Origin of the sequence: Rahnella sp. PAMC25617, from assembly GCF_050606005.1 — a bacterium.
Taxonomy (GTDB): domain Bacteria; phylum Pseudomonadota; class Gammaproteobacteria; order Enterobacterales; family Enterobacteriaceae; genus Rahnella; species Rahnella variigena.
In genome coordinates, this window is record NZ_JBOCUM010000011.1 from 55,328 (window position 1) to 80,654 (window position 25,327).

Annotated in this window: 20 protein-coding genes and 3 pseudogenes; 15 read left to right on the forward strand and 8 right to left on the reverse strand. The window is 49.7% G+C overall.

Annotated features, from left to right (window positions below):
- Positions 1–179: 179 nt before the first annotated feature.
- Positions 180–2,600, forward strand: a complete 2,421-nt coding sequence (locus tag ACM615_RS14790; protein WP_132964474.1) for a TonB-dependent receptor domain-containing protein — start codon at positions 180–182, stop codon at positions 2,598–2,600.
- A gap of 178 nt (positions 2,601–2,778) precedes the next feature.
- Here the strand turns inward: ACM615_RS14790 and ACM615_RS14795 are convergent, their stop codons facing one another.
- A complete protein-coding gene (locus tag ACM615_RS14795) occupies positions 2,779–2,952 on the reverse strand; it encodes a hypothetical protein (RefSeq protein ID WP_157960989.1) in 174 nt (57 codons plus the stop codon).
- A 28-nt stretch (positions 2,953–2,980) separates the two neighbouring features.
- Between ACM615_RS14795 and ACM615_RS14800 the strand changes: the two are divergent.
- Positions 2,981–3,151 (forward strand): annotated as a pseudogene (locus ACM615_RS14800) (TetR/AcrR family transcriptional regulator); the annotation flags it as partial.
- A gap of 116 nt (positions 3,152–3,267) precedes the next feature.
- Here the strand turns inward: ACM615_RS14800 and ACM615_RS14805 are convergent.
- Both ACM615_RS14805 and ACM615_RS14810 read right to left on the reverse strand, forming a co-directional pair.
- Positions 3,268–3,615 (reverse strand): annotated as a pseudogene (locus tag ACM615_RS14805) (helix-turn-helix domain-containing protein); the annotation flags it as partial.
- Positions 3,616–3,885: 270 nt separating this feature from the next.
- The gene (locus ACM615_RS14810; RefSeq protein ID WP_431012099.1) at positions 3,886–4,380 is read right to left on the reverse strand and encodes a GNAT family N-acetyltransferase; all 495 of its coding nucleotides are present in this window, start codon (positions 4,378–4,380) and stop codon (positions 3,886–3,888) included.
- A 398-nt stretch (positions 4,381–4,778) separates the two neighbouring features.
- On the opposite strand from ACM615_RS14810, the gene ACM615_RS14815 reads away from it, so the two are divergent.
- The gene (locus tag ACM615_RS14815) at positions 4,779–5,831 is read left to right on the forward strand and encodes an alpha/beta hydrolase family protein (protein ID WP_310503050.1); all 1,053 of its coding nucleotides are present in this window, start codon (positions 4,779–4,781) and stop codon (positions 5,829–5,831) included.
- Here ACM615_RS14815 and ACM615_RS14820 read toward each other — a convergent pair.
- Complete coding sequence (locus ACM615_RS14820) at positions 5,791–6,810, reverse strand: helix-turn-helix domain-containing protein (RefSeq protein WP_159281640.1); 1,020 nt, start codon at positions 6,808–6,810, stop codon at positions 5,791–5,793. The two genes, ACM615_RS14815 and ACM615_RS14820, sit on opposite strands and share 41 nt — an antisense overlap.
- A 799-nt stretch (positions 6,811–7,609) precedes the next feature.
- Between ACM615_RS14820 and ACM615_RS14825 the strand changes: the two genes are divergently transcribed.
- From ACM615_RS14825 to ACM615_RS14860, 8 genes and pseudogenes are all read left to right on the forward strand, one after another.
- Positions 7,610–8,125 carry a GNAT family N-acetyltransferase gene (locus ACM615_RS14825; protein WP_112152502.1) on the forward strand — a complete coding sequence of 172 codons (516 nt, stop codon included), beginning with the start codon at positions 7,610–7,612 and terminating at the stop codon, positions 8,123–8,125.
- 207 nt (positions 8,126–8,332) lie between these two features.
- Entirely contained in the window at positions 8,333–8,785 is a 453-nt protein-coding gene (locus ACM615_RS14830) for a GNAT family N-acetyltransferase (protein ID WP_181955525.1), read from the forward strand.
- Positions 8,786–9,139: 354 nt separating this feature from the next.
- Positions 9,140–10,030 carry a LysR family transcriptional regulator gene (locus ACM615_RS14835; protein ID WP_113877707.1) on the forward strand — a complete coding sequence of 297 codons (891 nt, stop codon included), beginning with the start codon at positions 9,140–9,142 and terminating at the stop codon, positions 10,028–10,030.
- A 192-nt stretch (positions 10,031–10,222) separates the two neighbouring features.
- Positions 10,223–11,281 carry an alpha/beta hydrolase gene (locus ACM615_RS14840; RefSeq protein ID WP_259274992.1) on the forward strand — a complete coding sequence of 353 codons (1,059 nt, stop codon included), beginning with the start codon at positions 10,223–10,225 and terminating at the stop codon, positions 11,279–11,281.
- Between the two features lie 12 nt (positions 11,282–11,293).
- The gene (locus ACM615_RS14845) at positions 11,294–12,412 is read left to right on the forward strand and encodes an NADH-dependent flavin oxidoreductase (RefSeq protein WP_159281643.1); all 1,119 of its coding nucleotides are present in this window, start codon (positions 11,294–11,296) and stop codon (positions 12,410–12,412) included.
- Positions 12,413–12,421: 9 nt separating this feature from the next.
- A pseudogene (locus ACM615_RS14850) lies at positions 12,422–12,547 on the forward strand (SDR family oxidoreductase); the annotation flags it as partial.
- Between the two features lie 85 nt (positions 12,548–12,632).
- Positions 12,633–13,676, forward strand: a complete 1,044-nt coding sequence (dctP, locus tag ACM615_RS14855) for a TRAP transporter substrate-binding protein DctP (RefSeq protein ID WP_159281644.1) — start codon at positions 12,633–12,635, stop codon at positions 13,674–13,676.
- A gap of 112 nt (positions 13,677–13,788) precedes the next feature.
- Complete coding sequence (locus ACM615_RS14860; protein ID WP_112289111.1) at positions 13,789–14,175, forward strand: methionine-R-sulfoxide reductase; 387 nt, start codon at positions 13,789–13,791, stop codon at positions 14,173–14,175.
- A gap of 125 nt (positions 14,176–14,300) precedes the next feature.
- Here ACM615_RS14860 and ACM615_RS14865 read toward each other — a convergent pair whose 3' ends face one another.
- Positions 14,301–15,413 carry an ABC transporter substrate-binding protein gene (locus tag ACM615_RS14865; protein WP_159281787.1) on the reverse strand — a complete coding sequence of 371 codons (1,113 nt, stop codon included), beginning with the start codon at positions 15,411–15,413 and terminating at the stop codon, positions 14,301–14,303.
- A 34-nt stretch (positions 15,414–15,447) separates the two neighbouring features.
- The gene (locus ACM615_RS14870; RefSeq protein WP_159281645.1) at positions 15,448–17,577 is read right to left on the reverse strand and encodes a TonB-dependent siderophore receptor; all 2,130 of its coding nucleotides are present in this window, start codon (positions 17,575–17,577) and stop codon (positions 15,448–15,450) included.
- Between the two features lie 455 nt (positions 17,578–18,032).
- On the opposite strand from ACM615_RS14870, the gene ACM615_RS14875 reads away from it, so the two are divergent.
- The 4 genes from ACM615_RS14875 to ACM615_RS14890 all read left to right on the forward strand — a co-directional run bounded on the left by ACM615_RS14875 (position 18,033) and on the right by ACM615_RS14890 (position 23,253).
- Positions 18,033–18,920 (forward strand): MurR/RpiR family transcriptional regulator, encoded by an 888-nt coding sequence (locus ACM615_RS14875; RefSeq protein WP_129638153.1) that lies wholly within the window; start codon positions 18,033–18,035, stop codon positions 18,918–18,920.
- A 293-nt stretch (positions 18,921–19,213) separates the two neighbouring features.
- Entirely contained in the window at positions 19,214–20,236 is a 1,023-nt protein-coding gene (locus ACM615_RS14880; RefSeq protein WP_232829894.1) for a hypothetical protein, read from the forward strand.
- Between the two features lie 315 nt (positions 20,237–20,551).
- Positions 20,552–21,817 carry an MFS transporter gene (locus tag ACM615_RS14885; RefSeq protein ID WP_431012100.1) on the forward strand — a complete coding sequence of 422 codons (1,266 nt, stop codon included), beginning with the start codon at positions 20,552–20,554 and terminating at the stop codon, positions 21,815–21,817.
- Positions 21,814–23,253 (forward strand): glycoside hydrolase family 32 protein, encoded by a 1,440-nt coding sequence (locus ACM615_RS14890; protein WP_431012101.1) that lies wholly within the window; start codon positions 21,814–21,816, stop codon positions 23,251–23,253. Before ACM615_RS14885 ends, ACM615_RS14890 begins: the two co-directional genes overlap by 4 nt.
- A 2-nt stretch (positions 23,254–23,255) precedes the next feature.
- Here the strand turns inward: ACM615_RS14890 and ACM615_RS14895 are convergent, their stop codons facing one another.
- Positions 23,256–24,251 (reverse strand): LacI family DNA-binding transcriptional regulator, encoded by a 996-nt coding sequence (locus ACM615_RS14895; RefSeq protein WP_431012102.1) that lies wholly within the window; start codon positions 24,249–24,251, stop codon positions 23,256–23,258.
- A 73-nt stretch (positions 24,252–24,324) separates the two neighbouring features.
- A complete protein-coding gene (locus ACM615_RS14900) occupies positions 24,325–25,263 on the reverse strand; it encodes an aminoimidazole riboside kinase (protein WP_159281648.1) in 939 nt (312 codons plus the stop codon).
- Positions 25,264–25,327 lie beyond the last annotated feature (64 nt).

A 25,327-nucleotide genomic window follows, 5' to 3' on the forward strand; every position in this document is an offset into this window, starting at 1 on the left:
CTCAGTATCATTATCATTCGCACCAAGCCGAAGTGGGTAAGGACGTCAAATAAACCCATATTTTATAAGGACAAGGGCTTTTTACGGAAGAATTGAAAGCAGATGACCAGCGCGTCTGATTTGTCGAAAGGCAGTAAATGCGAGCAGAACTTTTAAAAATAGTGCAGGGCTAAAAACAAATGTTCAAATCCTTTACACAGCAGGGTTTGGTGAAAAACGTCATTTTCATGGGGACGATTCTCACCACCACCTTTAACGTAAATGCAGCACAAGCGATTAAAGACACCACCGATCTGGCAGCCAATAAAACGCCAGCTTCTGAAGCCATCAGGAAAAAACCGGTGGTACGTACTGCGCAGGATCTGGCGCAGACCAATGAAGAAGTGATGACGGTTACCGAAACGATGCCGGATAAAAAACCGGGCTCGAAAACCACCATCACCGCAGCAGAAATGCAGCAAAAAGGCGGCAATGATTTCGGCACCATCATGCGTTATGAGCCCCTGATCACCGCTACCGGCTCCAGCGGCGGTTCCGGCAACGGCAAAAGCGGCTTCGACCGTAACGGTTATACTGGCTATAACATCCGTGGTCTGGAAAGCAACCGCGTCGGCATCGATGTCGACGGCATTCCACAGCCAAGCGCCACTGGCCGCAGCTACGCAAGCCGCGCGGGTCTGGGCACGTCCGGTATTGGCCGTGATTACATCGATCCTTACATTTACGGCCAGGTAGATATCGAATCCGGCGCCACCTCCGCTGATCGCGCCAACAACTCAATAGGCGGTGCCGTTTCCTTCCTGCCAAAATCTGCCGATGATTATCTGCGTCCGGGCAAGGAAACCTATTTCGGTTACCAGTCTGATTATGATTCTTCCGACCGCTCCTGGCACAACGGCATCACCGCCGCCGCAGGTGACGAAACCCTGCGTGGTCTGATCGCCATCAGCCGCCGCGACGGCCAGGAAACCAGCAATAACAGCGGAACGCACGATGCGTATCCGGCTAACTGGCACTCCGACGCAGTAATGACTTCCGTTATCTGGCAGCCAAATGACGAACATAAAGTCACCGGTACGCTCGATTATTACGAAAAAGTAAACCATACCCATTACGATGCGTGGAACAGCTCAGGCAGCGCCATTCTCGGCACTGCACAGCAGCAAAGTAACACCCGCCGCTGGGGCGCGACGCTGAAAGACGAATGGACGCCGTTCAACGATTACGTCGATGCCATTGTTTCGAAAGTGTATTACCAGTACACGCAGGCGCACGACAATACCTACATGCCAAACGCCAGTAAGCAGATGATGAACGTCTATTCCAACTATGACGTCAACACTTTCGGCGGGGAAACCAGCTGGCTGAAAACCCTGGGTCGTCATGAGCTGAGCGCCGGTATCAACGGTCGTATGTCCAACACTGAACGTCCGTTCCGTGAAAGCCCGGAGCAAAGCGTTTACACCACTATCATGCAGCCGGAAGCGAACAGCCGTTCTTATATTCTGGGCGGCTTCCTGCAGGACACCATGAAGTTTGACCTCGATGGCCATGACTTCTCCATCGTGCCTGCAGTGCGTGTGGCGTATCAGAACACCAAAGCGAAAGATCTGTCTGACTTGTCCAACAGCACCGTCTCTGAAGGCCAGGTTTCTACCCTGTATGGCAAAGCCAATTCCGATACGCAGGTTCTGCCGTCCCTGGCGTTCACCTATGACATCACGCCTAAGCTGATGACTTACCTGCAATATCGTCGTGGTGCGCAATTCCCGGATGCCAGCCAGCTTTACGGTTCCTGGAACCTCGGTTCTTCTTATGCCGGTTCTCAGCAATACGCGCTGATCGGCAACACGGATTTGAAAACCGAGACCAGCAATAACTTCGAATGGGGTATGAAAGGTGAAGCGACTGAAGGAGTGACCTTCAAGACTTCCGTTTTCTACAACACCTACAAAAACTTTATTGCCAACACCCGCTACAGCCGTGCTGCCAACCCGGGCATGTTCACCAATGTGCCCTCCAATATCTATACGATTTATCAGGCCGAAAACCGCGATGAAGCGTTTATCTATGGTGGCGATCTGAGCACCAAAATTAACTACGGTACCTGGTTCAGCAGCGTTGACGGTCTGAGCACCACCTTCGCACTGGGTTATGCCAAGGGTGAATCGAAATCCAGCTACGATGGCGACAAATATGTGGATCTCGACAGCGTGCCGCCAATGAAATTTGTCGCTGGCGTGGCGTGGGATGATCCATCCGGCGTGTACGGTACTGCGCTGACCGCGACTTTCGTCAAAGGTAAAAAAGCCGAAGCGACAAACCGTCAGAGCTACACCAACGCCGGTACGCCAATCACGGGTTCCACCACCGAATACATGAACGTACCGGGCTACGGTATGGTTGATGCAACGGCGTACTGGAAAGTCGCGAAGAACGTGAAACTCAGCGGTGGTGTTTACAACATCACCGACCGCAAATACTGGGATTACCTGAGCAGCCGTACTCTGACTGATACCACCAATCAGGATGAATACAACAAAGCGCTGGCCGTGATGCCAGGTCGCAGCTTCCAGCTGGGCGTCAATGTTGATTTCTAACATCAGCCGGTAAACACAGCCGTTTAATCACACAAGCGTCATGTGCAAACATGGCGCTTTTTTATTTCCTTAATAACGCCGCTATTCGCTGAACAGCTCTTTGAGGATCTGCGTCAGCCAGTCAAAGACCAGCCGTATGCGGGCGGGTAGCAGAGGCTGATGGGGGCGGAAAATTAGATCAGGTGACGCCCACCGGACAAATGCATTTCACAATAAAGCGGTTATCCGGCACGGTACCAATTCTGATCCCGATATCAATCTGTTCATCGATAATATTGAGATCCGTCCCGGTCGGCAGCCATTCGATATTCAGGTGCGGATAATCTCGCAAATGCTTGAGTAAACGCCGCAAAAATTTCCTGATTTTCAAACAAAGGTGGAAGGGTAATGCGGCGGGAGAGTTTCGCCGGAACATTAACCTGGAGGAAATCACGATTATACTTTTTGCCTTTATTGACGGTTTAATCGCACGTAAAGCCATAAATGCGTCCTTCTCGATCAGCCATGACCTGCCAATGTTTTTTGAGCTGATGTCAAAATTATTGAAGTAGTGCTAACCAGATTTAGTCAACATGATGGCCCACGAATCCTTAATGTCCGCTCTTCGCTGTGAGTTCAACCGATGGATGCAACACATTGATTGAACCGCTCTGCGGGTGATTCATAGAGTTGCATCGGCTTTTGCTGCACGGTATTTTTTTGCACCACCGTGCCTCTTGATCTCCCGGCTAATCGTTGAGGTTGCTCTTGATAATTTGGCAGCGATGTCCCTGATACTGAGCTTTGCTACCAGTCCTCTGGATATCTCCTCTCTTTCATCAAGCGAAAGCGCTAATCGGTGCCGCTTTCGCACGGGAGGACGGTAGCCACCAGTCTGGTGGATAGTGGGCATAATAGAAGAATGATATCTGTCGAACATTCTGGCGATATCATGCAGGGAGTCACCTTGCTTATATCTGTCCCAGATAATTGCCTTTTGCTCTGGCGTGTAGTTAATCCGAGTTCTTCGTTTCATGGCAACGTCCCCCCTGATTAAGGATAGCGTTGCATCGACCCGTTGAACTTACAGCTCATAGCAGACCATAATCGCCGAGCATTTGTCCGCTGTGTGCCAAAAGCGGACCATAGTAACCACGCGGTGCGTTAATCAATAGAAGCAGGTCAGATTGAGAGAAATATTGACTAAGACTGCTTTTGAACAAATGATATTCATCAACGGCGAAATTCTCTTTTAGAAAAATTGATGAATATTCCTTTTCTAATACTCATTGAATTGCAAAAATACTTATATTATTTCATATAAAAAGAAATGCATGTCTAAATCATAATCAGCCAGAATCCTCTCCTGAAAATTACCTTCGCTGACTGAGTTAACAGCCGAACGCCAGAACTGCAATGCCGATGTGTTTTCAAGCATTACCCTTGTTTGCCACAATCCAGGCCTATCAGACACTGCGAGACGAAATGCCTCTTTAGCAACGCCCATTCCTCTGAACCGACGAATAATAAAAAACTGGTCAATGTCATAACGTTGTAAATCATAGGGATAGCGTCTCACCAGACAGAAGCCAGCAAGTTCCTCACCGCAATAAACTAAATACGGCCAATGGTCATTACGGCTCCAGTGGGGATCAAGTGATGACGACTTAAAACTATAACTTCCATCGTTATTACATATGGCTCGACTGAACTCAGAAAGGTCGTAAACGTAATATAGAAATAGATTTTCTACGATCTGTCGATGATGTACTGCAGAATGTAAACTTACTCTATTGCTCATATACTGATCCCTTTAGAAACTGTCTGCAGGATAATCCAACGATTACGATTTTGCGAATTTTCAACATGGCACTGTAGTTTGCTCTTCGTTGACTCAGAAATCTGTTCGGTAGTATAAAAATAAATCGGATTGAGATGCTAGGTCTGCTCTTCGCTCTCAGCAGACCTTCAGCTTTACGTGTTTGTCTGCTGTGTGCCATGAGCGGACATTATCACCGCCACCATATGTAAACATGTCATTCGAAATAGGAGTGATACTCAGGCACTCTGATGTCAGAGATGTACATGAAAAATTCCGAAAAAAAACCTAATTCACGACCTCAATCGTGTTCCAGGACGCCCGGATACGGAACCTGATATATACAAGTTGCACAATTCATCTCTACAGGGTTATTTATGATGTGCATACGAGCTTTTTGTTTATTGTCTGTGTTCCTTTACTGCATACAAGTGCAGGCATCTCCAGGCTTTCGTCAGATAACGCTATCAGACCCAAATTCCGAAACTCTAAATTTGACTGTGTGGTATCCAGTTTCTTCTGAGGGAAGAACAGTTAATATAGGAAGTAATCCCGCTTTCGTTGGCGTTACGGTGAACCCCGATGCACCCCCATTACCTGGAGTACATCCTCTCCTGGTTATTTCACACGGATATAACGGAAACTGGCGGAATTTGTCCTGGATTGCTGCGGCGATGGCTGCAGAGGGATATATTGTTGCCGCCCCGGATCATCCAGGCACTACCACTTTTGATCAGAATCCGATAGATGCTAAAAAGTTGTGGCGACGTCCGCACGATATTTCTCGGGTTATTGATTTCGTCATAGATTCTCCCGCACTTTTCGGGGCAACGGACAAGGGACGTATTGCTGCTTTAGGGCATTCTCTTGGGGGATGGACGGTAATGTCGCTAGCGGGTGCGCGATTTAAACCCTCCCTGTTTATCCACGATTGTCAAAACCATCCCAAACGGGGCGACTGCCGGTTAACAGAAAAACTTGGCATAAATGAAACGCTTTCTCTGGAAAAAATATCCGCAAATAACAGGGATGCAAGGATCCGGGCTGTCGTCTCTCTTGATCTAGGATTAGCACCTGGTTTTACCCCTAAAAGTCTGAATGCTATTAATATTCCCGTCCTGATTTTAGCTGCACAGGCGGACAGATTGGCAGAATTACCCGCAGAGCAGGAGTCCGGATACCTTGCTGCCGAAATGGATCCAAACAGGAGGCAATATGAGATCGTTGAAGGCGCGACACATTTCAGTTTCATGCAGCTTTGTAAACCCGGCGCTGAAAATATCCTAAACGAAGAATCACCCGGTGACGATGTTGTTTGCCAAGATGGCCTCCATGCAAAGAGATCGAATATTCATCAAAATCTGGTTCGTAAGATCAGTGCATTCCTGAATTCTACGCTTGATTACGCTGCATCTTCTGTCGGAACAAGGTAGGTGATACGCCAGAAACTCGCAGAAATTCACGATTAAAATTTGATTTAGTAGTGAATCCAGACTCCAACATTATATCCGTCACAGGCAATGGGGTGTTTAACAGCCGTTCCTTTGCCCATTCAATCCTGAAGCCATTGATCCACTGTGATACATTGCATTGACTTACCGAATTGACTGCACTTGAAAGTTGTCGTGCTGGTATACCTGCTTTTCTGGCCAGAATACTCAGTGTCAGGTCGGGATTAAGATAGATTTTTGTTTCACGAACGTGTTTCTCGAGTCTACTATAAATCACCTCAAACTCTCCCGCGGGTACCACAATACTCTCGGGGGACGTTTCTTCCCGCTTATCATTTCCTGATACAGCTGTCCTTCCCGCACTGACAACAGCCGCGGCGATGAGAGGGAGCAGTGTCATTTGGAAAATGACAATCATACCCGGAGCCTGTTTTCCACCGGCGATGCTGAAGTCAAATGTAACCGCAAGATCTGTCATTGCAGATATACACAGAAAGCAGCCTGCGAAAAAAGCCATCTTTATCGTATGTGTTGACTCCGCCAGCCGATTCAGTGTGAAGTTACGCTCCCCCTGCCATGCAATACGAAAGAGGCCACATCCGTATCCTGTAAAAATGATAAATAGAATGAAATCAGTCGCCGCCGGCCAAACCATCCTGAGCAATAAGGCAATGGTTGGGGGTAATAGCAGCAATATCCAGCGACGCTGCTTACTGATTTCAGTCATTGAGATGAAACTGTGCCATGCGAGAGGGGGCAGAAGTATTGCCAAGACGGATTGAATGTTCCTAAGCATGGCGGACTCGTATTCCCAGCGCAGAGTGCTTACAGAAAGAAGGACTGTGCAGGCAATAAGAAAACGCAGTGTACCGCTGTGGCGATTTTTTTCAGGGAATAGCACCATTACTATTAAAACTAATAGCGCAAGCAAAGTAATAACAGGAAAGGGGACAGAAAACATAACCACAGTACCATCATAAAAATTTACAAGGAATATTTACACACATGAAGGTAATCTGTCTCCTTCAACGTAGTAAAAACAGTACAATAATCCATTAAGACGCGATTTGTCTCTGGAAGATTTATCTCATCTCTAACCCCTTCTCATTCTTTGATGATCCGTCTGCCCCTCACTCATGAGGTATGAATGACCTTAAACCCGTTAATTAATACATCGTGATGTTAGTAATGCCTTAATCAGTTGTGAGAACAATTGCTAACTTCCGCTGTTCGCTCTCAGCAGACCTTCAGCTTTACGTGTTTGTCTGCTGTGTGCCAGGAGCGGACGTTATATACATCACGATATTTTAATTGATGAGAGCAGGTTCAACGGATATTTTAGAAAATCCATGTGGCCAGCATGAGTCTATTCAATAATGGAGATGCATATATGGATAAACACTTTTTTGTGTGTATTTTCGCGCTTGTCGCTTTTTCTGTGGGTGCTGCAGATGGTGGTGCGGGAGGTAAGGGGGCTGATGGTGGAAACGGTGGGTCTATGTCACAACCTGGTAAACCAGGTGCAGACGGAGGGAGGGGGTCTGACGGCGGCAGTTCAGATAATTCACCAGGTAGGGCAGGATGCCCAGGAGGAACGGATCCTGCTGAGAATGGCACTTTTTATCTCCCAGGAACAAAAGAACAATGCAATCCAGGTCCACAGGACTCAACGAAAAGTGCAAATTTTCTGTAATGCATCCTAGTCGTAACTGATTTTATAATTAATCCGACTGGCTGACAGCCTCGGTCGAGGATCCTCATTGGAGATAAAAAATTTGGATATGGAACTCAGTATCCGAGAAGCAATCCGTTCTGATCTTGCGATCATTAGTGATTTGGCTCGCGAGCTCAATATCATCCATCATAAAGCGCGCCCAGATATTTATGCTGATGTGACTTTGAATGAGGGAGCAGATGAACCCCATTGGATGGAATTTATTGAAACTGATGATCATGTTGCGTTTATAGCCCGGCATAACTCTCTTCCCATCGGGTTTATTGCAGCGAACATATCAATACCAACAAGTCCACTTCTGAAGCCAGTCCCTGGTTGTAGGATTTGCTCAATATGTGTTCTTGAAATATACAGAGGGCAAGGAGTGGGTAAAGTATTGATGAACAGAGTGCGTGAATGGGCTCTGGCACGTAACGCGCAGGAACTCCGACTGGCTGTTTGGCATTTCAACAAGGCAGCAATCCGCTTGTATGAGGAGTTTGGTTTTGAGGTGCGTGCGCTTGAAATGGGCATGCCGATATCTTCTAAGGGGAAGGCTTGAGCGCCGGCCTCGCTCTCTGTCGGTTAACCCACGGGAAGGTGAGTAGAGCATTATCAATGGCGATGACTATTCGGAACTTCCGCTTTTCGCTCGAAGCAGCCTCTTGGGCCTGACATTAAGCAGATTATTGCCATAAGGGGACACTCCTAATGAACTCTTATGTTAAATTTGAGTGCTATACACCGTCACAATGAGAGATATAAAACCATGATCGAGACGATGCGAATCGCAGCGATTAGTGATGCAGAGGCCGTTACGGCACTAACCAGAATGGCTTACACCAAGTGGGTACCTGTGATTGGTCGAGAACCTCTTCCGATGAAGGCAGATCATGCTGCATTCATCAAAGAACACAGAGTTGACCTTTTGTTCTGTGGTGAAGAGCTGGCCGCGCTCGTTGAAACAATTCAGCGCAAGGAAGATATACTCATTGAAAACGTAGCTGTTGACCCGCGCTTTCAGAAACGCGGTTATGGAAGAAAAATGGTGGCTCATGCAGAGCAATTGGCAATTCAAGCCGGTTTAGATGTCGTCCGGCTCTATACGAACTCGCTGTTTGAAGTGAATCTTCGCCTTTACGCATCATTGGGCTATGAATTTGAACGCAGTGAAGAACGAAACGGCGGAGTCGCTATCCACATGCTTAAGCGCTTGGCCTAGACGATATCTGATGTGGTCAGACGGTATGTGTGCCAGAAAATGGCATCACCAGACCATGATGCGCAACAGGGATTGACATGATCCCTGTTGATTGACACACGGCATTGTTAGCAAGATCCATGGCGACTCGATTACGAACGTCTGCTGATCGCTCACAGCAGACCTTCAGCCACATACTTGTATGCTGTGTGCCAAAAGCGGAAGTTGGTAAGCCTTGGTTCAATTGAGCATTAGTGAGTGCTAATGGATACTTGTCGTGGATGTGGAACGTTGGATCGTTACCAATAGACAAACCTCCACGCCAGGAATTATTTTATAAGTAAGAAATATTAATCCAAAAAACCTGGTCAATAAATGCGCCGTAAAAATGTGAACGATTATCAAGCTTTTATCGCAGTTGCCCGTGAAAAAAGTTTCACAAAAGCGGCCGCTCAGTTAGGTGTCTCGCAGTCGGCACTGAGCTACACGGTAAGGACTCTTGAAGCAGATCTTGGCCTTCGTCTTCTTACCCGTACCACGCGTAGCGTTTCTGTGACAGAAGCTGGCGAGCGGCTACTTTCCCGTATAGGACCACATTTTGACGAAATTGAAAGTGAGATCGCCGCACTCAGCGGGTTGAGAGAAAAACCAGCCGGTACTGTGCGTATTACTGCCGTTGAACATGCAGCCGATACAATTCTCTGGCCTAAACTCGCCCCGGTGATGCTTGAGTATCCCGATATCAACATTGAAATTATCAGCGAGTACGGACTCAAAGATATTGTCGCTGAGCGTTATGATGCTGGCGTTCGGTTGGGCGAACAGGTCGATAAGGATATGGTTTCCCTGCCACTTGCCAGGGACTTCCGTTTTGCAGTGGTCGGAGCGCCCTCTTACTTCATGGGGAAGTCCTATCCGGGAACGCCTCGTGATTTAAACGATCATAGCTGTATCAGATTACGCCTGCCCACTCATGGCGGATTCTATACCTGGGAGTTTCGCAAGGATGAGACGGAAATTAAGGTCCGTATTGATGGACGAGCGACTTTCAGCACGATAAATATGATGAGGCAGGCCGCCCTTGATGGACTGGGACTTGCTTATCTGCCGCTAGATATCGTGGAGAATTATCTTGAAAACGGGATGTTAGTCCAGGTGCTGACAGACTGGTGTCCACCGCGTCCCCCCTATCATCTTTACTACCCCAGCCGTCTACAACATTCTCCGGCATTTGCACTTGTGCTCAAAGCACTCCGTGCCCCATAACCTTTGAGCGCTGTTTGTCCTGTTTCATGTCGAACTCAGTGAATTATAACCCTATTAATAAAACCTCCTTCTAAGCCCATGCGAAATTAAGCATCTAATTTCTCAATACTAAAGAGATTAAGATGGCCGCTGAAACAATCCATGTTCTTTCAGCGGCCAGGGCCGCCATCATGTATATGAAGGAGTCTTGCAATGAGTAAAAAAACAGGTGGGTTAAGTCGCCGTAATTTTATCCTGACGAGTTCAGTGGCCTCAGCAGGATTACTGATGGCGGGTCATGCCTCAGCCATGCTCTCACCTACGCCTAATACATCTGGCACCACTACACACGTAGATGGCATCACAGTCACCAGCGTTCTGTTCCGGAACAATGAGATAATGATGTCCGGAAATATCTACGTCCCCCCGGATTTCAGCGAAAACCGTCAATACGCTGCTATTGTCGTTGTCCACCCTGGAGGTGGCGTTAAGGAACAGACAGCTGGACTTTATGCCCTCAAACTGGCTAAAGAAGGATTTGTCACCCTGGCGTTTGATGCCTCCCATCAGGGGGCTAGTGGCGGATTACCGCGTTTTGTTGATGACCCCATGAAGCGAGTCGTCGATTTCTATAGCGCAGTCGATTACCTGACGACTCTGCCTTATGTCGATAATAATCGAATCGGCGCATCAGGCGTTTGTGCAGGCAGTGGTATCACGGTTAAAGCGTCGATGACGGAACGACGAATCAAAGCGCTGGCAACGGTCAGTGCCGTAGATGTTGGAGCGGCGACCCGTAAAGGCTGGGAAGGAACAACATCAGAATCTGAACTCATTCCAACTCTGGATGCGGTTGCTAAACAGCGCACAGTCGAAGCAGCAGGCGGCGCACCGGTTTATGTCAACTATGTGCCCAAATTGGGTGACACCAGTGCCCCCAAAGATCTTCAGGAGGCTGCGGACTACTATCTGACCGAACGCGGAAAATATCCGACTTCTACCAATCAAATGCTGATGACAAGTATCAGTACGCTGGCGTCTTTCACCGGATTTGAAGGGGCGGATGTCTATTTAACACAACCACTTCTGATTGTAGCCGGCAGTAAAGCAGGATCGCTCTGGCACAGCCAGGAATTACACAACACTGCGGCCTCTGTTCAAAAAACGCTGCATATCATTCCGGGTGCCACCCATATGGACCTCTATGATGGTCAGGGTGCAACGGTTGCTGCGAGTAAGCTGGCTCCTTTCTTCAAGAAAAATCTCGCATAGGTATGACTATCCATGAAACAAACTCCACTACTAGAAAAATTTCCACTTGGTAAAAGTGTGACGCTGCGCAACCGTATTGTGATGGCTCCGATGACGACCTGGGCGGGTAATGATGACGGCACGGTATCTGATGAGGAAGAAGCATATTATCGTCGACGCGTTCAGGATATCGGGCTGGTCATTACTGGCTGTACACATGTTCAGGAAAACGGCATTGGGTTTACGGGAGAGTTTGCTGCGTATGACGACAAATTTATTCCCGGTTTAAAGCGCCTTGCTATGGCTGCAAAAAGCGGTGGAGCACCGGCAATTTTACAAATATTCCATGCAGGTGTAAAAACCAGCCCTGAACTGGTTTCGGATATTGTGGCTGCAAGTGCTATTCCCGGTGACGCCGGTCCTTTCGCACCGTCCGTTACCCCTCGTGAACTGACATGCACTGAAGTCGAAACTGTTATTCAGGCTTTCGGTGAAACAACTCGCCGTGCAATAGAAGCAGGATTTGATGGTGTTGAGCTACATGGTGCCCATGGCTTTTTACTTCAGAACTTTTTCTCACCTCATTCCAACCGTAGAGAAGATCAATGGGGCGGCTCTCTTAAAAACCGTATGCGTTTCCCGCTCAGCGTCATTGAGAGTGTGCGTAAAACGATTGCTGAGCATGCAACCCATCCCTTCCTGATGGGATACCGCATTTCCCCTGATGAGCATTACGAAGATGGGTTGCGCATTGATGAGTCGCTTCAGCTGGTTGACCGCCTGGTCGATGAGGGTATTGATTATCTTCATGTATCACTCGGTAATGCACTTGAAGCCAGACCAGTTGATGCACCGAATGGCCCCAAAGTCATCGAAATCGTGCGTGATCACCTTGCTGGACGTATACCTCTGATTGTTGCCGGGCAGTTGCGAACACCAGAGCAAGCCGAGGATGCTGTAAAAGCAGGCGTATCATTGACGGCAGTAGGTCAGGGTATGGTTATGAACCCAGACTGGGTTCAATTCGTGGATGGCAAAGCTGAAGGAAAAATTGCTCTCAATATTGCTGCATCAGACGTAGAGAAACTTGCTATACCCCAAAAACTGTGGCGTGTAATTGAGGAAACGACTGGCTGGTTCAACATCCGTTAAATACGGCCTAACCGTGATGAACGCGGCGCGTTTTATCAAAATATGCTCGCCAGGTCACCGGCAGGTCGCGGGGGTACGCCAGATGAAATCGGCGCACTGGCCGAATTCCTGTTCGGCCCGAACGGAACCTACATCTTTCTGCATAACCTGTTTTAACGCACATTCACATTTTTGGTCAGCAGATAAACTCAGGTTTTGCCTGACCAAAATGTGAGATTACATGGAATTAATCAGAAAACCTCTGGCGTTTGCGCTCGCCCTGCTCCTTTTACCGGCGGCTGTTTCAGCCACTACCACCTTGCGATATACCGATCACGAACCGCTGGGCGGAATGCGTACACGTTTTATCCACGACGTGTTCTTTCCTGCTGTCGAAAAAGAATCTCAGGGGCGCCTTAAGATTGAAGCGCACTGGGGCGGCGAACTTTCGACCAGCTACGACGCATTACGCACCGTGCGCGAGGGAAAGACAGCAGATATCGGCATTGTCGTGCCGGAATATGCCGCGAAAGAACTGCCGCTGCATCAGATCTTCAAAAGCTTTCCGGTCGGGCCTTCCGGCGATAAGCAAATTGCTTTCTTCCGTCGCGTTTTTACTGAAATCCCCGCTTTCCCTGCTGAACTGAAAAAAGCAGGCGTAGTGAATGTGCTGATTGCCACGGGTTATCCGCTGGCATTTTTCAGCACACATCCGCTCAAAAACCTTGAGGATATTAAAGGGACAACCTGGCGTTCAGCCAGTTTCTGGCATCAGGGTTTTCTGCGTAATGCCGGTGCCACGCCGGTGACCATGCCGTGGGGGCCGCAGACTGTGGAAGCCTTTAAAACCGGTACGCTGGACGGCATTATGGTCAATGTCGACAGCGGTTATGATCTTAAAATTCAGAAGATGGCACCTGATGTTTTAGTCTCGAAAGAGCTGTGGCTGGGCCATGTTTATCTGCTGGTGATGAATCAGAAAGTCTGGAACGAACTGGCGCAGCAGGATAAAGACGCCATCACCCGCGCTGCCGGCATCGCCTACAAAACTGCCGGTTCAGTGATGGACAGCAATTATGAACCACAGCTCGATGCCCTGCGAAAAGACGGCGCAAATGTCCGCGAGCTGCAACACAGCGAAGTGACCCACTGGAAACAGGTTACCCGCTATCAGGACGCTCAGGCTCAGTGGGTAAAACAGCAAGAAGCGCAAGGCAACACACTGGCCGCGCCAGTGATGGAAAAAGTCAGCGTGATGATGACTGAGTCGATGAACTCCCGCTGATCTGCGCTTAGCAGCAGGTGCTCAGGTCCGGTCGCGTACGCCACGCGGTCAGGTTTATCGTGTAAACTGAAAGCCAGCACCTGCAATGTCTGTAATCTGAGGAGTCATCAGAATGAATAAAGAACTCAACGAATTCGAACGTTTTGTTATTGAAAATAAAGGGACGGAGCGCCCTTATACCGGTGAATATAATGAGCACTTTTCACCGGGCCGTTATGTCTGCAAAAGATGTTCTGCGCCGCTGTATTCGTCAGAACATAAGTTTGAGTCTCACTGTGGCTGGCCCGCTTTTGATGACGAAATCCCTGGCGCGGTCGAGCGCGTACCTGATGCCGATGGCCGCAGAACCGAAATTGTCTGTGCCAACTGCAAGGCGCATCTGGGGCATGTCTTTGAGGGAGAATATTTAACCGAGAAGAATCTGCGTCACTGCGTGAACTCAGTTTCAATGGTTTTTGAAAGCGCAGACCAGCAAGGTAATTATCACAAGGCGGAATAAGCAGGAATCAATGTGAAAAAGGGCCGCTCAGGAGCAGCCCTTATAAAGAAAACGCCAACAATATCATCATAGCGTGATGTTTTATCCTGAGGGACTCAGTAAACCTCATGCCATGGTTGACGTGTTTACTGACCGCCAGTCGCAAGGAATGTGCCGCTGTAAGGTATCGGCAGATAATCATGGAAAATCTGCTTCAACGTGTGTTCCGGTTCGATATCCGCAAACAGTTCCGGATATAGTGTCTTCGCCATAAACTCCGTCGCAGCAACGTGCCATGGACTTAAGTAGAAATTCTGCCAAATTATCCCCGTTCGGCCATTATGCAGGGCTTTCAGTTCACGTAATCCATTCTGTCTGGCCGTTAATTCACGCAGGCTTTGCTGCGCCATGTCGGGGGTGATCGCAGGACCAAGTTTCAAATCATTCTGATCTTCAGCAGCACCCGCGCCGGTAGCGATGTAGACTTCGGGTTGCGCCATGATCACCGTTTCCTCATTTAATCGTCCAAAGACGCCCTGTACCGTTTTGCTGGCGATGTTATCTCCCCCGGCAAAGGACAGCAGTTCACCAAGACTTCCCTTTACCGCCGTCACGCAACATTCATTCCGGCGTCCGAGATGTAGCTGAAGCAGCACGGTCGGCTTTTTCCCGTGGTAGGAAGCCAGGCGCTCATGAATGACCTGCATATGCGCATCGTAGAAGCGATTGAAAGCCTGCGCTCTTGCGCTCTGATTAAGCACTTCGCCCAAGATAGCCACACTGCGCGTGGTATTTTTAAGCAGACGCACACGGAGATCTATTTTAACAACCGGAATATGGGCTGCGTCGAGCATGGCTTTTAGCCGTAAATCTGCATCGTCATAGCGCGCCAGACTCGGCAAAATGACCAGATCCGGTTTGAGCGCCAGCACCTTTTCAGGATTCATGTCATTCGTCCCGCCCAGCCCCAGCGACGGAATAGCCAGCATATCAGGGAATTTCTGCACAAATATCTGCCAGATCTGACTGTCGTATTTCTTCAAATCAAGGGGCCAGCCGACGATGCGTGTGACCGGATCACCGGGTTCCAGCATCGCCAGCGTATAGAGCATGCGACTTTCTCCCAGCACAATACGCTGCGGATTATCCGGAATTTCAACATGATTGCCGTCGATATCGATAATGGTCCGCGCCTGCGCTTTCAGACTTATCAGCGCCAGAAACAACATAAGCAGCAGGCTAACCAGCACATGCAGCATACGTTTCTTGCCGCGAACAGAAGCCATATTCAGATTAGAATTCAACACTTGCCTGCACCATTAAATTACGGGTTTCACCTTCCCGCACGCGAAGATTACCGCCGCTGGAGGTGTAATAATGTTTATTAAACAGATTATTCAGGTTCAGTTTCAGCTGGGTTTTCTCACCGAACAGGCGGTTATTCCAGGCCACGAAACTGTCAGCGACGACATAATCAGGCAGCGTGAAACTGTTTTCCGGATCCCCCGCCCGCGTGCCGACATAACGTGCTCCCCCGCCGATGCGGAAATCCCCCGGCAGGCCGTTAATAGTCAGATTATGACTCAGATAAAGTGCCCCTGAATGGCGTGGCGCGTTTTGCAGGCGGTTGCCATTATTGGCGGAATTCACGCCATCATCGACAATTTCCGCCTTGTCATAGCTGTAATTCGCGCTGACATCCCAGTCAGGCAGAATTTCACCGTTAAGCTCAAATTCAGCACCGCTTGAGCGCGCTTTATCAATGGCGCGGGTGTTTCCGTTGATGCTGAGCGACATATCTCGCTCATCAATACGATACAGCGCCACACTGGCAAACAGGCGCGGTGTCATCTGCCATTTGCTGCCCACTTCCCAGGTCGTGCCCTGCTCCGGCTTGCCGACGTTGCCGTCATCATCAACATCCGTGGACGGGGTAAAGGACTTGCTGACGCTGCTGTAAAGGGACACATCAGGCGTGACTTTATAAATCAGCCCTGCCTGTGGCAGGAATTTATTGCCTTCGGAATCCAGGGTCTGAACAACCGGATCAAATCCCTTTGAAGCACGCTGTTCATAATGCTGATAACGGCCGCCGACGACGGCAATCCAGTTGGGAGTCAGCGAAATACTGTCTTTTGCATACACTGAACGGCTGTGGATACGGTTCAGATTATTTCCGTTCGCGGTATTTTCTGTTGTGCTGTCGACGACCGGTGAGAGGATGTCGTATTGCGGATCATTATAGTTAAAGCTGCTGTTCGCCTTGCCCTGATATTGATGAGCACGATAGGTCTGGTTCATCTCATAATCCGTACCCAACACAATATTGTGATTCATGCCCAGAATGTCCTGAGAGCCCAGCAAATCCCAGGAAACATATTTGGTCTTGTGATTAAAGCCGCGGTTAGCATCCGCCCTGCGCGTCACCGCACCGGTTGTGGTGTTCACTGCGGTTACCCTGACTTCGTCATTGTCGTAGCGGCGCTGGTTCCAGCCAAGCGTGAGACGGGTACTCCAGTCGTCGCTGAACTGCCAGTCATAATGAGCGTTCAGGGTTTTATTATGCCCCCAGGCTCGGTTTGACTTGTCGTCCAGCCGGTCTTTATAGCCGATATCGATCGGTTTGCCGTTAATAAAAGCGGTACCGCGATCGTAAGGAATGTCGTAGCGATAATCAGAATAGCTGATCAGGAAACTGGCCTTTTCGCCATACCATTGAAGGGACGGAGAGAGTAACGTGTGCTTGTCGCTGCCAAAATTACGCCAGTAATCCTGATCTTGTTTTTCAGCGATCATGCGAAATGCAAACCCGTTACCCAGCGGGCCGGTAATATCCACTGTCCCTGCGCCGCCGCCCTCACTGGCATAACGCCCGCTGACTTTGGTATGCCAGTCGTATTGCGGCTTTTTGCTCACAAGATTAATCACGCCACCCGGGTTTTGGATCCCATACAGTAAAGAAGCAGAGCCTTTCAGCACTTCAACGCGTTCCGTGGTGGCATCAAAATTGAGGCCCTGGCTGCTGCGTACCCCGTCACGATAAACAGAACCATCAGAGTTGGAACCGAAGCCACGGCGGACAAAGCCATCCTCCGTGCCCGCCAGCGTATTGCCCTCGCTCACACCCGCAACAAAACGCATCGCGTCAGAAAGGCTCTCAGCCTGATAGTCATCCAGCTGTTGCCGGGTCACCACGCTGACCGACTGCGCTTCGTCAAGACGAGGTGTCGGCGTTTTGCTGGCAACAGAACTTGAGCCTGCGCTGTACCCCTGATTATTTTGCTCCTGACCGCTAATAGTCAGGGTATCGCCATCGTCTGCTGAATAACCGGTATTTGGGGTTATCATCGCGACGCCATAAAGAGCGGCAATTAATGCAGGATGGTGTTTTCTTTTAAAATTAAATAACGCTTTATTATTCATTTAATTCGACCTGGTATGAAAATGACGCCTTTTTCCGTAAAGAAATTGCCAGATAGCGTTAAAACAACATCCACATAAAGAAATGGGTTATATCTTCTGGCTGTTCACTGACTTTTATTTTTATTCTGATGGGACAACAAATCGCCCCACCAATGCAATTGATTATCATTCAATCACGCACTGATGTAGTAGTAAATTGTCTTTTTCAGTTTTCTGCTACATGAAGATGCGTCAGGCCATGCCTTTACTGGCAAAGCAGAGGCAACACTAAGATATTGATTTAATTCAAAATAACAACAAAACCCCTTCCCCAGAATGAAAATTCCAAGACTTTAGTGCTCCGGATTAAAAATATCCTTCCCCCTAAAAACACTACATTGCTAAGATGGTGTAAGAGTCCGTTAACCCGATGTCATTTTTAAGTGATTAAAAATTAAGAGGATAAGTAAAACTCCATGGCAGATGTGCGAAGTAAAAAAAGGCTCGATGTTTTCGGAGAACGATATCGCGCACGGGCTCATACGCTCCCGCCAGGATTGCAAACCGTTGCGTCTTATATCCAGAACAATCGCGAGGCAGCGCTGGACGCGACGGCCATGGAGATTGCTGCCGCCACAGAAGTTTCCGATGCGACGGTAATACGTGCTGTCCAGGCATTAGGTTTTGCTGGCTTGCGGGATATGAAAAAAACGCTGGAGGCCTGGTTTGGGACATCGGTCAATTCTGAAGAAAAGATGATCACCACCGTCAGCGAACTCTCGTGTGATATGACGTCAGGAATGGACTTTGTACTTGATGGCCATAAGCGCGCTTGTGATGCCCTGGCAGAGCCCGCAAACCGACAGGCTATTTCTGAAGCCATTGCCTTACTGGCCGGTGCCCGTCAGGTGGCGCTGTTTGGTATCAATGCGTCCGGCATTCTGGCCGAGTACAGTGCGAGACTGTTCACCCGCATTGGCATTCCCGCGATCTGCCTTAACCGTTCGGGAATTGCGCTGGCGGAACAACTGATCGGCTTGCAGCGTGGAGATGTGCTGATCATGATGGCGCAGAAGAGTGCGCACCGTGAGGGAAAAACAACGGTACATGAGGCGAAACGTCTGGGTATTCCGATAATATTACTGACAAATGCCGCGGAATCCTTTTTCACCAGGGAAGCCACCGTCGTTATCAATGTGCCGCGTGGGGGTGAGAATGGCAGAATGCCACTTCATGGCACTGTCCTGGTGTGTCTTGAGATGCTGATTTTATCCGTCGCTTCCGCATCTGCATCGCGAACCATGAAAACGATGAAACGGATCCAGGATCTGAACAAAGCCTTAAATGCTCCCCGTTCTAAATGAAGATCATGTAACGGATCTGCGTAATTACACAGCGGGTTAAATTTTCTATTCCTGAGATCCTCTCGCCTCAATGCTCAGGGATATTACTTACGCGCGCGACATGTCGTAAATAACGTCCTGATTATTTAGCGAAATAATTATTTTTTGGTGTAATCGTCATTCTCTTACTAACATTAAGGCAGCTAATGTAATCGTGTGATTATTCACTGACATTAGCCAGGATAAGCAGTGATTATGAGGGGGTAAGCTCCCTTCTTACTATCAAAAATATGGCGATATATGGAGATGTCCAAATGACTGATCATCAAAGGCCTGCCACTGAAGTTTATAACGAAACGTTGATTGAGCCTGCGAACGGAGTGCCGCTTAAACGTATTTCGTGGAGTGCTATTTTTGCCGGCGTCATTATTTCAATGGTGGTTTATTTGTTACTGGCAATATTAGGGACGGCGATCGGAGCCAGTACCATTGATCCCCTGAAAGAGCAAAACCCGCTCGATGGATTAGGGAAAGGAGCGGCCATCTGGACAGGCATCAGCATGTTGATTTCCATTGCGGCCGGGGCCTATGCCAGCGGACGACTGGCTCAGCGTGAGGGAGCTTTGCATGGCGTATTGATGTTTGGGGTAAACACCTTAATCTGCACCTGGTTCCTGATTGTGGTCGTCAATAATGCGGTCAGCGGTGCAGCCAGTGTTGTGGGATCCGGGTTACAAACGTTAGGCAGTGGAATATCTGCCGCTGCGCCACCGGTAGGTCAAATGGTTAAAGACAAGCTGGGAGAAAATAATATTAATCTCGACAGTCTGCAGAATGAACTTGAAACCACTCTGCGCCAGACCGGGAAACCGGAGTTGCAACCAGAGAACCTGCAAAATAAAGCCGAGGGTGAAGTAAACAATGCCCAAAACCAGGCGGCTGACACCAGTAATCATCCGCAAACCGCCGATACGGATCTCACTAATTTTATTAAAGGTTTAATTAGTCGTAATGCAGATACATTCCAGGCAGCTGACCGTGACGCGCTGAAAAATATCATTAAAGCCCGTACCGGAAAAAGCGATCAGGAAGTCGATCAGATTGTCAGCCAGGCTGAAAAAACCTATCAGCAGGCCCGTGCTAAATATGAAGAACTGAAACAGCAGGCAGAGCAGAAAGCCCGCGAAGCCGCTGAAAAAGCAGCTGCTGCAACGGCGAAAGCCAGCTGGTTTACCTTTGTGATGTTAGTGATCGAAGCCATTCTGGCGGGCTTTATGGGTATGCTGGGGCGCCGTACTCAACCTCGTGCTGTTTATACCCATCAGCGCCCGTTGTAATGACAGCCTCATAAATGTCCTGATGTAAAACACGGGAGGAGATAGCAATATCTCCTCCTTTTTTATTCAGTCCCGGAAGCTGCTTAACCCGCCCTTTTTCCTCCCATGCTCCTTCTCGTTTTGTTTTAGCTGACCCGCTCGCCTCACCCAACAAAGAGATTCCCTTCAAGAAAAATGATACTTTGATCACACTCCAAAAATGTTAACGTTAACATTCGTGATTAACATCATAATTCTGGCTTTATGAATCTTTGAAAACTGAGATGTTAACGTTAACAATATGACTCCTTGTGACGATTCAAACCCGGACATGCCATGAAAAACAGTCAACGAAGTCATTACGCATTGCTGAGTGGTTTACTTTTTTCCTTTTTCTACACCTGGTCTTCCGCCTTTTCGCTTATCTCATTGTGGCTGAGCCAGAAGGTCGGGCTGAAAGGCACTGAAACAGGCTTGTTTTTTTCCGCCGTCGCGCTGACCGCGCTTTGTGCACAGCCACTGTACGGTTTCATTCAGGACAAACTGGGGTTGCGTAAAAACCTGCTCTGGTTTCTGGGTTTTCTGTTACTCATCAGCGGGCCTTTCTTTATTTTCGTTTTTGCGCCGCTGCTGAAGATCAGTATTTTATCAGGCGCTGTGGCGGGCGGTTTGTATGTCGGTGCGACTTTTTTTGCCGGGATCGGTGCGCTGGAGTCTTACACCGAGCGCGTCAGTCGTATTCTTGGATTTGAGTTCGGTAAAGCCAGAATGTGGGGTTCACTGGGCTGGGCCGTCGCAACCTTCTTTGCCGGGATGCTGTTTAATATCAATCCCGACCTCAACTTCTGGATGGCTTCCTGTTCGGCTGCCATTTTTCTGCTGCTGCTATGGCAACTTCGGGAAGTGAAAACGGATGCCCTGAGCCAGCTCGAATACGGCAAATCCAGCACCCTGACGCTCAGCGATGCCATGACCCTGTTCCGCCTCCCGCGATTCTGGGCGCTGATTGTTTTTGTTACCGGCGTCAGCGTCTACAACGTCTACGACCAGCAATTCCCGGTGTATTTCGCGTCACTGTTTTCTGATGTCCGCCACGGCAACGAGATGTACGGTTTCCTTAACTCTTTCCAGGTGTTTCTGGAAGCGGGCGGCATGTTCCTGGCGCCTTTTGTTGTCAACAAAATCGGGGCGAAAAACGGACTGTTACTCAGCGGGACGATCATGGCACTGCGTGTGTTTGGATCAGGCCTGGCAGCGGATGCGGTCACCATTTCCTGCATGAAATTGCTGCACGCTGTTGAGCTGCCCATCCTGCTGATTGCGATGTTTAAATACATTACCACCCGCTTTGACCCGCGCCTTTCCGCAACGCTATATCTGGTGGGATTCCAGTTCATTACGCAAGTCTGCGCCAGTGTGTTGTCGCCACTGGCTGGTCACGGCTATGACCTGCTGGGCTTTGCTGACACTTACATGATCATGGGGACGCTGGTTCTGGTGCTCACTCTCGTTTCCGTTTTCCTGCTGACCGGCGAAAAAAGCCAGGCTCCCCCTTCCCCGGCATCCAAAAACATGCTTCTGAATAAAAGTGAGATGGTATGAATACAAAACTTGAACGCGCGCAACTGGCGCTTAATCAGGCAACAAACCAGCGCGGTAACGCCTTTTATCCCAACTTTCACCTCGCCCCTCCGGCCGGCTGGATGAATGACCCGAATGGCCTGATTTATCATCAGGGGGTATATCACGCGTTTTATCAGCACCACCCGTTCAGTGAAAACTGGGGGCCAATGCACTGGGGGCACGCCACCAGCAAGGATATGGTGAGATGGCAGCATCAGCCGGTGGCACTGGCTCCGGGGGAAGAATTCGACCGCGACGGTTGCTTCTCGGGCAGTGCCGTCGATGACAATGGCACGCTGAGCCTGATATACACCGGCCACGTCTGGCTCAATGGTGAAGGCAATGACAGCGCCATCCGCGAAGTACAATGTCTGGCAACCAGTCAGGACGGTATTCATTTTACCAAACAGGGTGTGGTGCTGACGCCGCCGGAAAATATCATGCACTTTCGCGATCCGAAAGTGTGGCAGGAAGACGGTCACTGGTGGATGGTCGTCGGTGCCCGTGACGCCAGCGATTGTGGACAAGTACTGCTTTATAAAGGCACCAGCTTGCGCGACTGGACGTTTGATCGCGTTCTCGCCAAAGCCGACGCCGGTGACGGTTATATGTGGGAATGCCCGGATTTTTTCCCGCTGGGCGATGAAAATATTCTGATGTGCTCGCCGCAAGGGATCCGCACGCAGGGCCATGATTATCAGAATTTATTCCAGAGCGGTTATCTGCGCGGGCACTGGCAGCCGGGTCACGACTTTGAGATTACGCAAGGCTTTATGGAACTCGACCACGGGCACGATTTCTATGCGCCGCAGTCATTCACTGCGGCTGACGGACGCCGGATCATTATCGCGTGGATGGATATGTGGGAATCGGTGATGCCGTCCAAAGAAGAAGGATGGGCGGGCTGCCTTACCCTGCCCCGCGAGCTGACGTTACGTGACGGAAAAGTCCGCATGATGCCGGCAGAGGAAGTCTGCACACTTCGCTGCGAACATCGCCCGCTGACGCCCTGCGTGCTGAAAAGCAGCGTGCAGCAACTTGCTGAAAATGCTCAGGCGACTGAAATTATCCTGCAATGGGATCTCAGTCATTCGGACGCAGAACGCTTTGGCATCACGCTCGGCGACGGTCTTTGCCTGTTCGTGGACAAACAGACACAAAGACTCTTTCTGAACCGGGATTATGCCGCATACAGAATTCAGGACAGCCGCAGTGTCGCGCTGCCGGAAGGCAATCATCTGGAATTGCGTGTCTTTATCGACCGCTCATCGGTGGAAGTTTTTGTTAATCAGGGGGAGAAAACGCTCAGCAGCAGAATTTATCCGCAGCCGGACAAGCGCGCCCTTTCTCTCTTTGCAGAAAAAGGACAGGCCATGTTAAGTCAGGGAGATAGCTGGACACTGCGCACCGAATAACGTCACAAAGAAGCACGCTCAAGCAGCGGGGAGGAAATCTGGATCACTCCGCTGTTCGGGCGCTGTTCGATCAGATGCAATACCGCTTCACGTCCTATCTCGCGGTGCGGCAACTGCACAGTGGTCAGCGGCGGCTGGAACAGATCACCGATACCGACCATGTTGTCATAACCCAGAACCGCCACCTGCTGCGGGATGGCGATGCCTTTCGCCAGCAATACCTGATAGGCCAGAAACGCAATACGATCGTTGCCGCATACCAGCACATCAAAATCCGGCTTATCGTGCGGGGTAAATTCATTAAGTAAAGCCACCACATCGCGATAATGCTCGTCACCCGACGCCATATGAAACTGGCGCAGTTGTTGTGCAGGCAATCCGGCTTCCTGCCATGCCGCTTCCGCGCCCGCCCTTCTGCAAATCCCGGCAGGTATGGAATCGGGTAAATAAAAGCATAGCGGACGCTGGTAACCTTTCTTGATCAGGGCTTTCATCGCCTGATATTGCCCTTCAAAATCGTCAGGAATGTAACCCGGCAGCGCGTGTCCGCGGCTCAGGCAGTTTGCCAGCACCAGGTTTTTATCCAGCAGACGTTCCGGGATTTCTACTTCACGCAACCCCATGGTCGTAAAGATAATGCCGTCCGGGCGCTGAGAAAGCAGCTGACTGACCGCCCGTTTACTGTCTTCCTGCGAGGTGATATTGACCAGAAAACTGCTCCAGCCAAATTCACGCGCCGTCAGTTCTATCGAGAGAAGGAGTTCAACCGAGAATGGCGTGGTGGCGGTATCAAGCGCCAGCACACCCAGAGTCGAGACTTTGGTACTGCGGCCACGCATTTTGCGTGCGGAAAAATCAGGCACATAATTCAGGGCGCTGATCGCCGTCTGAACACGCGCCAGTGTCTCGGGCTTTAGCCGTTGCGGTTCGTTAATGGCGCGGGACACTGTCATCAGCGACACCGCGGCCAGTTGTGCTACTTCTTTCAGCGAAGCCATAACTCTCCGGTCCGGCAAAATTGACTCCCCTGATCCTACACAAAAAAAGGGTCTGGGAGTAAATCTATTCAGATCAGATCTGAGAGGAAAACGCCTTTAAGGTCGCGCTGTCGGGCAATGCGGTCATTGCGCCTCTCGCGGTGGTGGCAAGCGCCCCGCACGCCAGCGCCTGATGAATGGTTTGCTGCCATGCGCTGTCCGAGGTTAGTGGCCAGTGTTGCGCCAGTCCGGCCAGCAGCCCGGCGACAAAGGCATCTCCTGCACCGGTAGTATCCACCGCCCGCACTTCGGGTGCCGGATAATGCTTCAGGCTGGCATTTTTCTTCCGGTAGACCGACACACCCTGTTTCCCCTGCGTGACCAGCAACATTTCGGGGTTATAACGATCACACAGGCGCAGCATTCCCTCGGACAACAACGCTTCTCCGGTCAGAAATTCCAGCTCGTCCTCCGATATTTTAATCACATCCGCCAGCGACAAGGCGCGGTCAAGATTGTCACGCAGCTGTTCCTCATCAGGCCACAAGTCATGCCGGATATTGGGATCAAAACAGACATATCCGCCCGCCGCTTTCATCTTCGCCATTGCCAGAAAAGCCGAAGCCCGGGAAGGTTCTGCGGATAAGGCAATCGAACACAAGTGTAAAAACTGTCCTGCGCTAAACACCGGAATGTCGGTGGCCTGGAGGAATAAATCCGCGCCCGGACGCACCATAAATGTGAAGGAACGCTCGCCGTCAGCGTCGTTTTCCACCACCACCGTGGAAGTGCGGTGATGCGGATCAGGCGTCATGCACTCTGTATTGACGCCCTCATCATCCAGGGTTTTCATCAGAAACGTCCCGAACGGGTCATCACCCACGCGTCCGATAAAAGCGCTGTCGCCGCCGAGACGACAGATGCCGACGGCAACGTTTGCCGGTGCTCCGCCCGGACATTTTAATAAGCGGCCATCCTGCTCAGGGATCAAATCCACCACGGCATCGCCAAGTACCCAAACCCGGTTATTCATCTTCATTCCCTTTTCATAATCCTGATAAATCATCTGTCGATAAAATAGAAGAACCGGTTTAGCT

Excerpts from the sequence above, each read along its gene's own strand:
- ACM615_RS14790 (WP_132964474.1), top strand. The coding sequence starts at position 180 with ATGTTCAAATCCTTTACACAGCAGGGTTTGGTGAAAAACGTCATTTTC.
- ACM615_RS14810 (WP_431012099.1), bottom strand. The coding sequence starts at position 4,380 with ATGAGCAATAGAGTAAGTTTACATTCTGCAGTACATCATCGACAGATC.
- ACM615_RS14815 (WP_310503050.1), top strand. The coding sequence starts at position 4,779 with ATGTGCATACGAGCTTTTTGTTTATTGTCTGTGTTCCTTTACTGCATA.
- ACM615_RS14820 (WP_159281640.1), bottom strand. The coding sequence starts at position 6,810 with ATGTTTTCTGTCCCCTTTCCTGTTATTACTTTGCTTGCGCTATTAGTT.
- ACM615_RS14830 (WP_181955525.1), top strand. The coding sequence starts at position 8,333 with ATGATCGAGACGATGCGAATCGCAGCGATTAGTGATGCAGAGGCCGTT.
- ACM615_RS14835 (WP_113877707.1), top strand. The coding sequence starts at position 9,140 with ATGCGCCGTAAAAATGTGAACGATTATCAAGCTTTTATCGCAGTTGCC.
- ACM615_RS14840 (WP_259274992.1), top strand. The coding sequence starts at position 10,223 with ATGAGTAAAAAAACAGGTGGGTTAAGTCGCCGTAATTTTATCCTGACG.
- ACM615_RS14845 (WP_159281643.1), top strand. The coding sequence starts at position 11,294 with ATGAAACAAACTCCACTACTAGAAAAATTTCCACTTGGTAAAAGTGTG.
- dctP (WP_159281644.1), top strand. The coding sequence starts at position 12,633 with ATGGAATTAATCAGAAAACCTCTGGCGTTTGCGCTCGCCCTGCTCCTT.
- ACM615_RS14860 (WP_112289111.1), top strand. The coding sequence starts at position 13,789 with ATGAATAAAGAACTCAACGAATTCGAACGTTTTGTTATTGAAAATAAA.
- ACM615_RS14865 (WP_159281787.1), bottom strand. The coding sequence starts at position 15,413 with ATGCTGCATGTGCTGGTTAGCCTGCTGCTTATGTTGTTTCTGGCGCTG.
- ACM615_RS14870 (WP_159281645.1), bottom strand. The coding sequence starts at position 17,577 with ATGAATAATAAAGCGTTATTTAATTTTAAAAGAAAACACCATCCTGCA.
- ACM615_RS14875 (WP_129638153.1), top strand. The coding sequence starts at position 18,033 with ATGGCAGATGTGCGAAGTAAAAAAAGGCTCGATGTTTTCGGAGAACGA.
- ACM615_RS14880 (WP_232829894.1), top strand. The coding sequence starts at position 19,214 with ATGACTGATCATCAAAGGCCTGCCACTGAAGTTTATAACGAAACGTTG.
- ACM615_RS14885 (WP_431012100.1), top strand. The coding sequence starts at position 20,552 with ATGAAAAACAGTCAACGAAGTCATTACGCATTGCTGAGTGGTTTACTT.
- ACM615_RS14890 (WP_431012101.1), top strand. The coding sequence starts at position 21,814 with ATGAATACAAAACTTGAACGCGCGCAACTGGCGCTTAATCAGGCAACA.
- ACM615_RS14895 (WP_431012102.1), bottom strand. The coding sequence starts at position 24,251 with ATGGCTTCGCTGAAAGAAGTAGCACAACTGGCCGCGGTGTCGCTGATG.
- ACM615_RS14900 (WP_159281648.1), bottom strand. The coding sequence starts at position 25,263 with ATGAATAACCGGGTTTGGGTACTTGGCGATGCCGTGGTGGATTTGATC.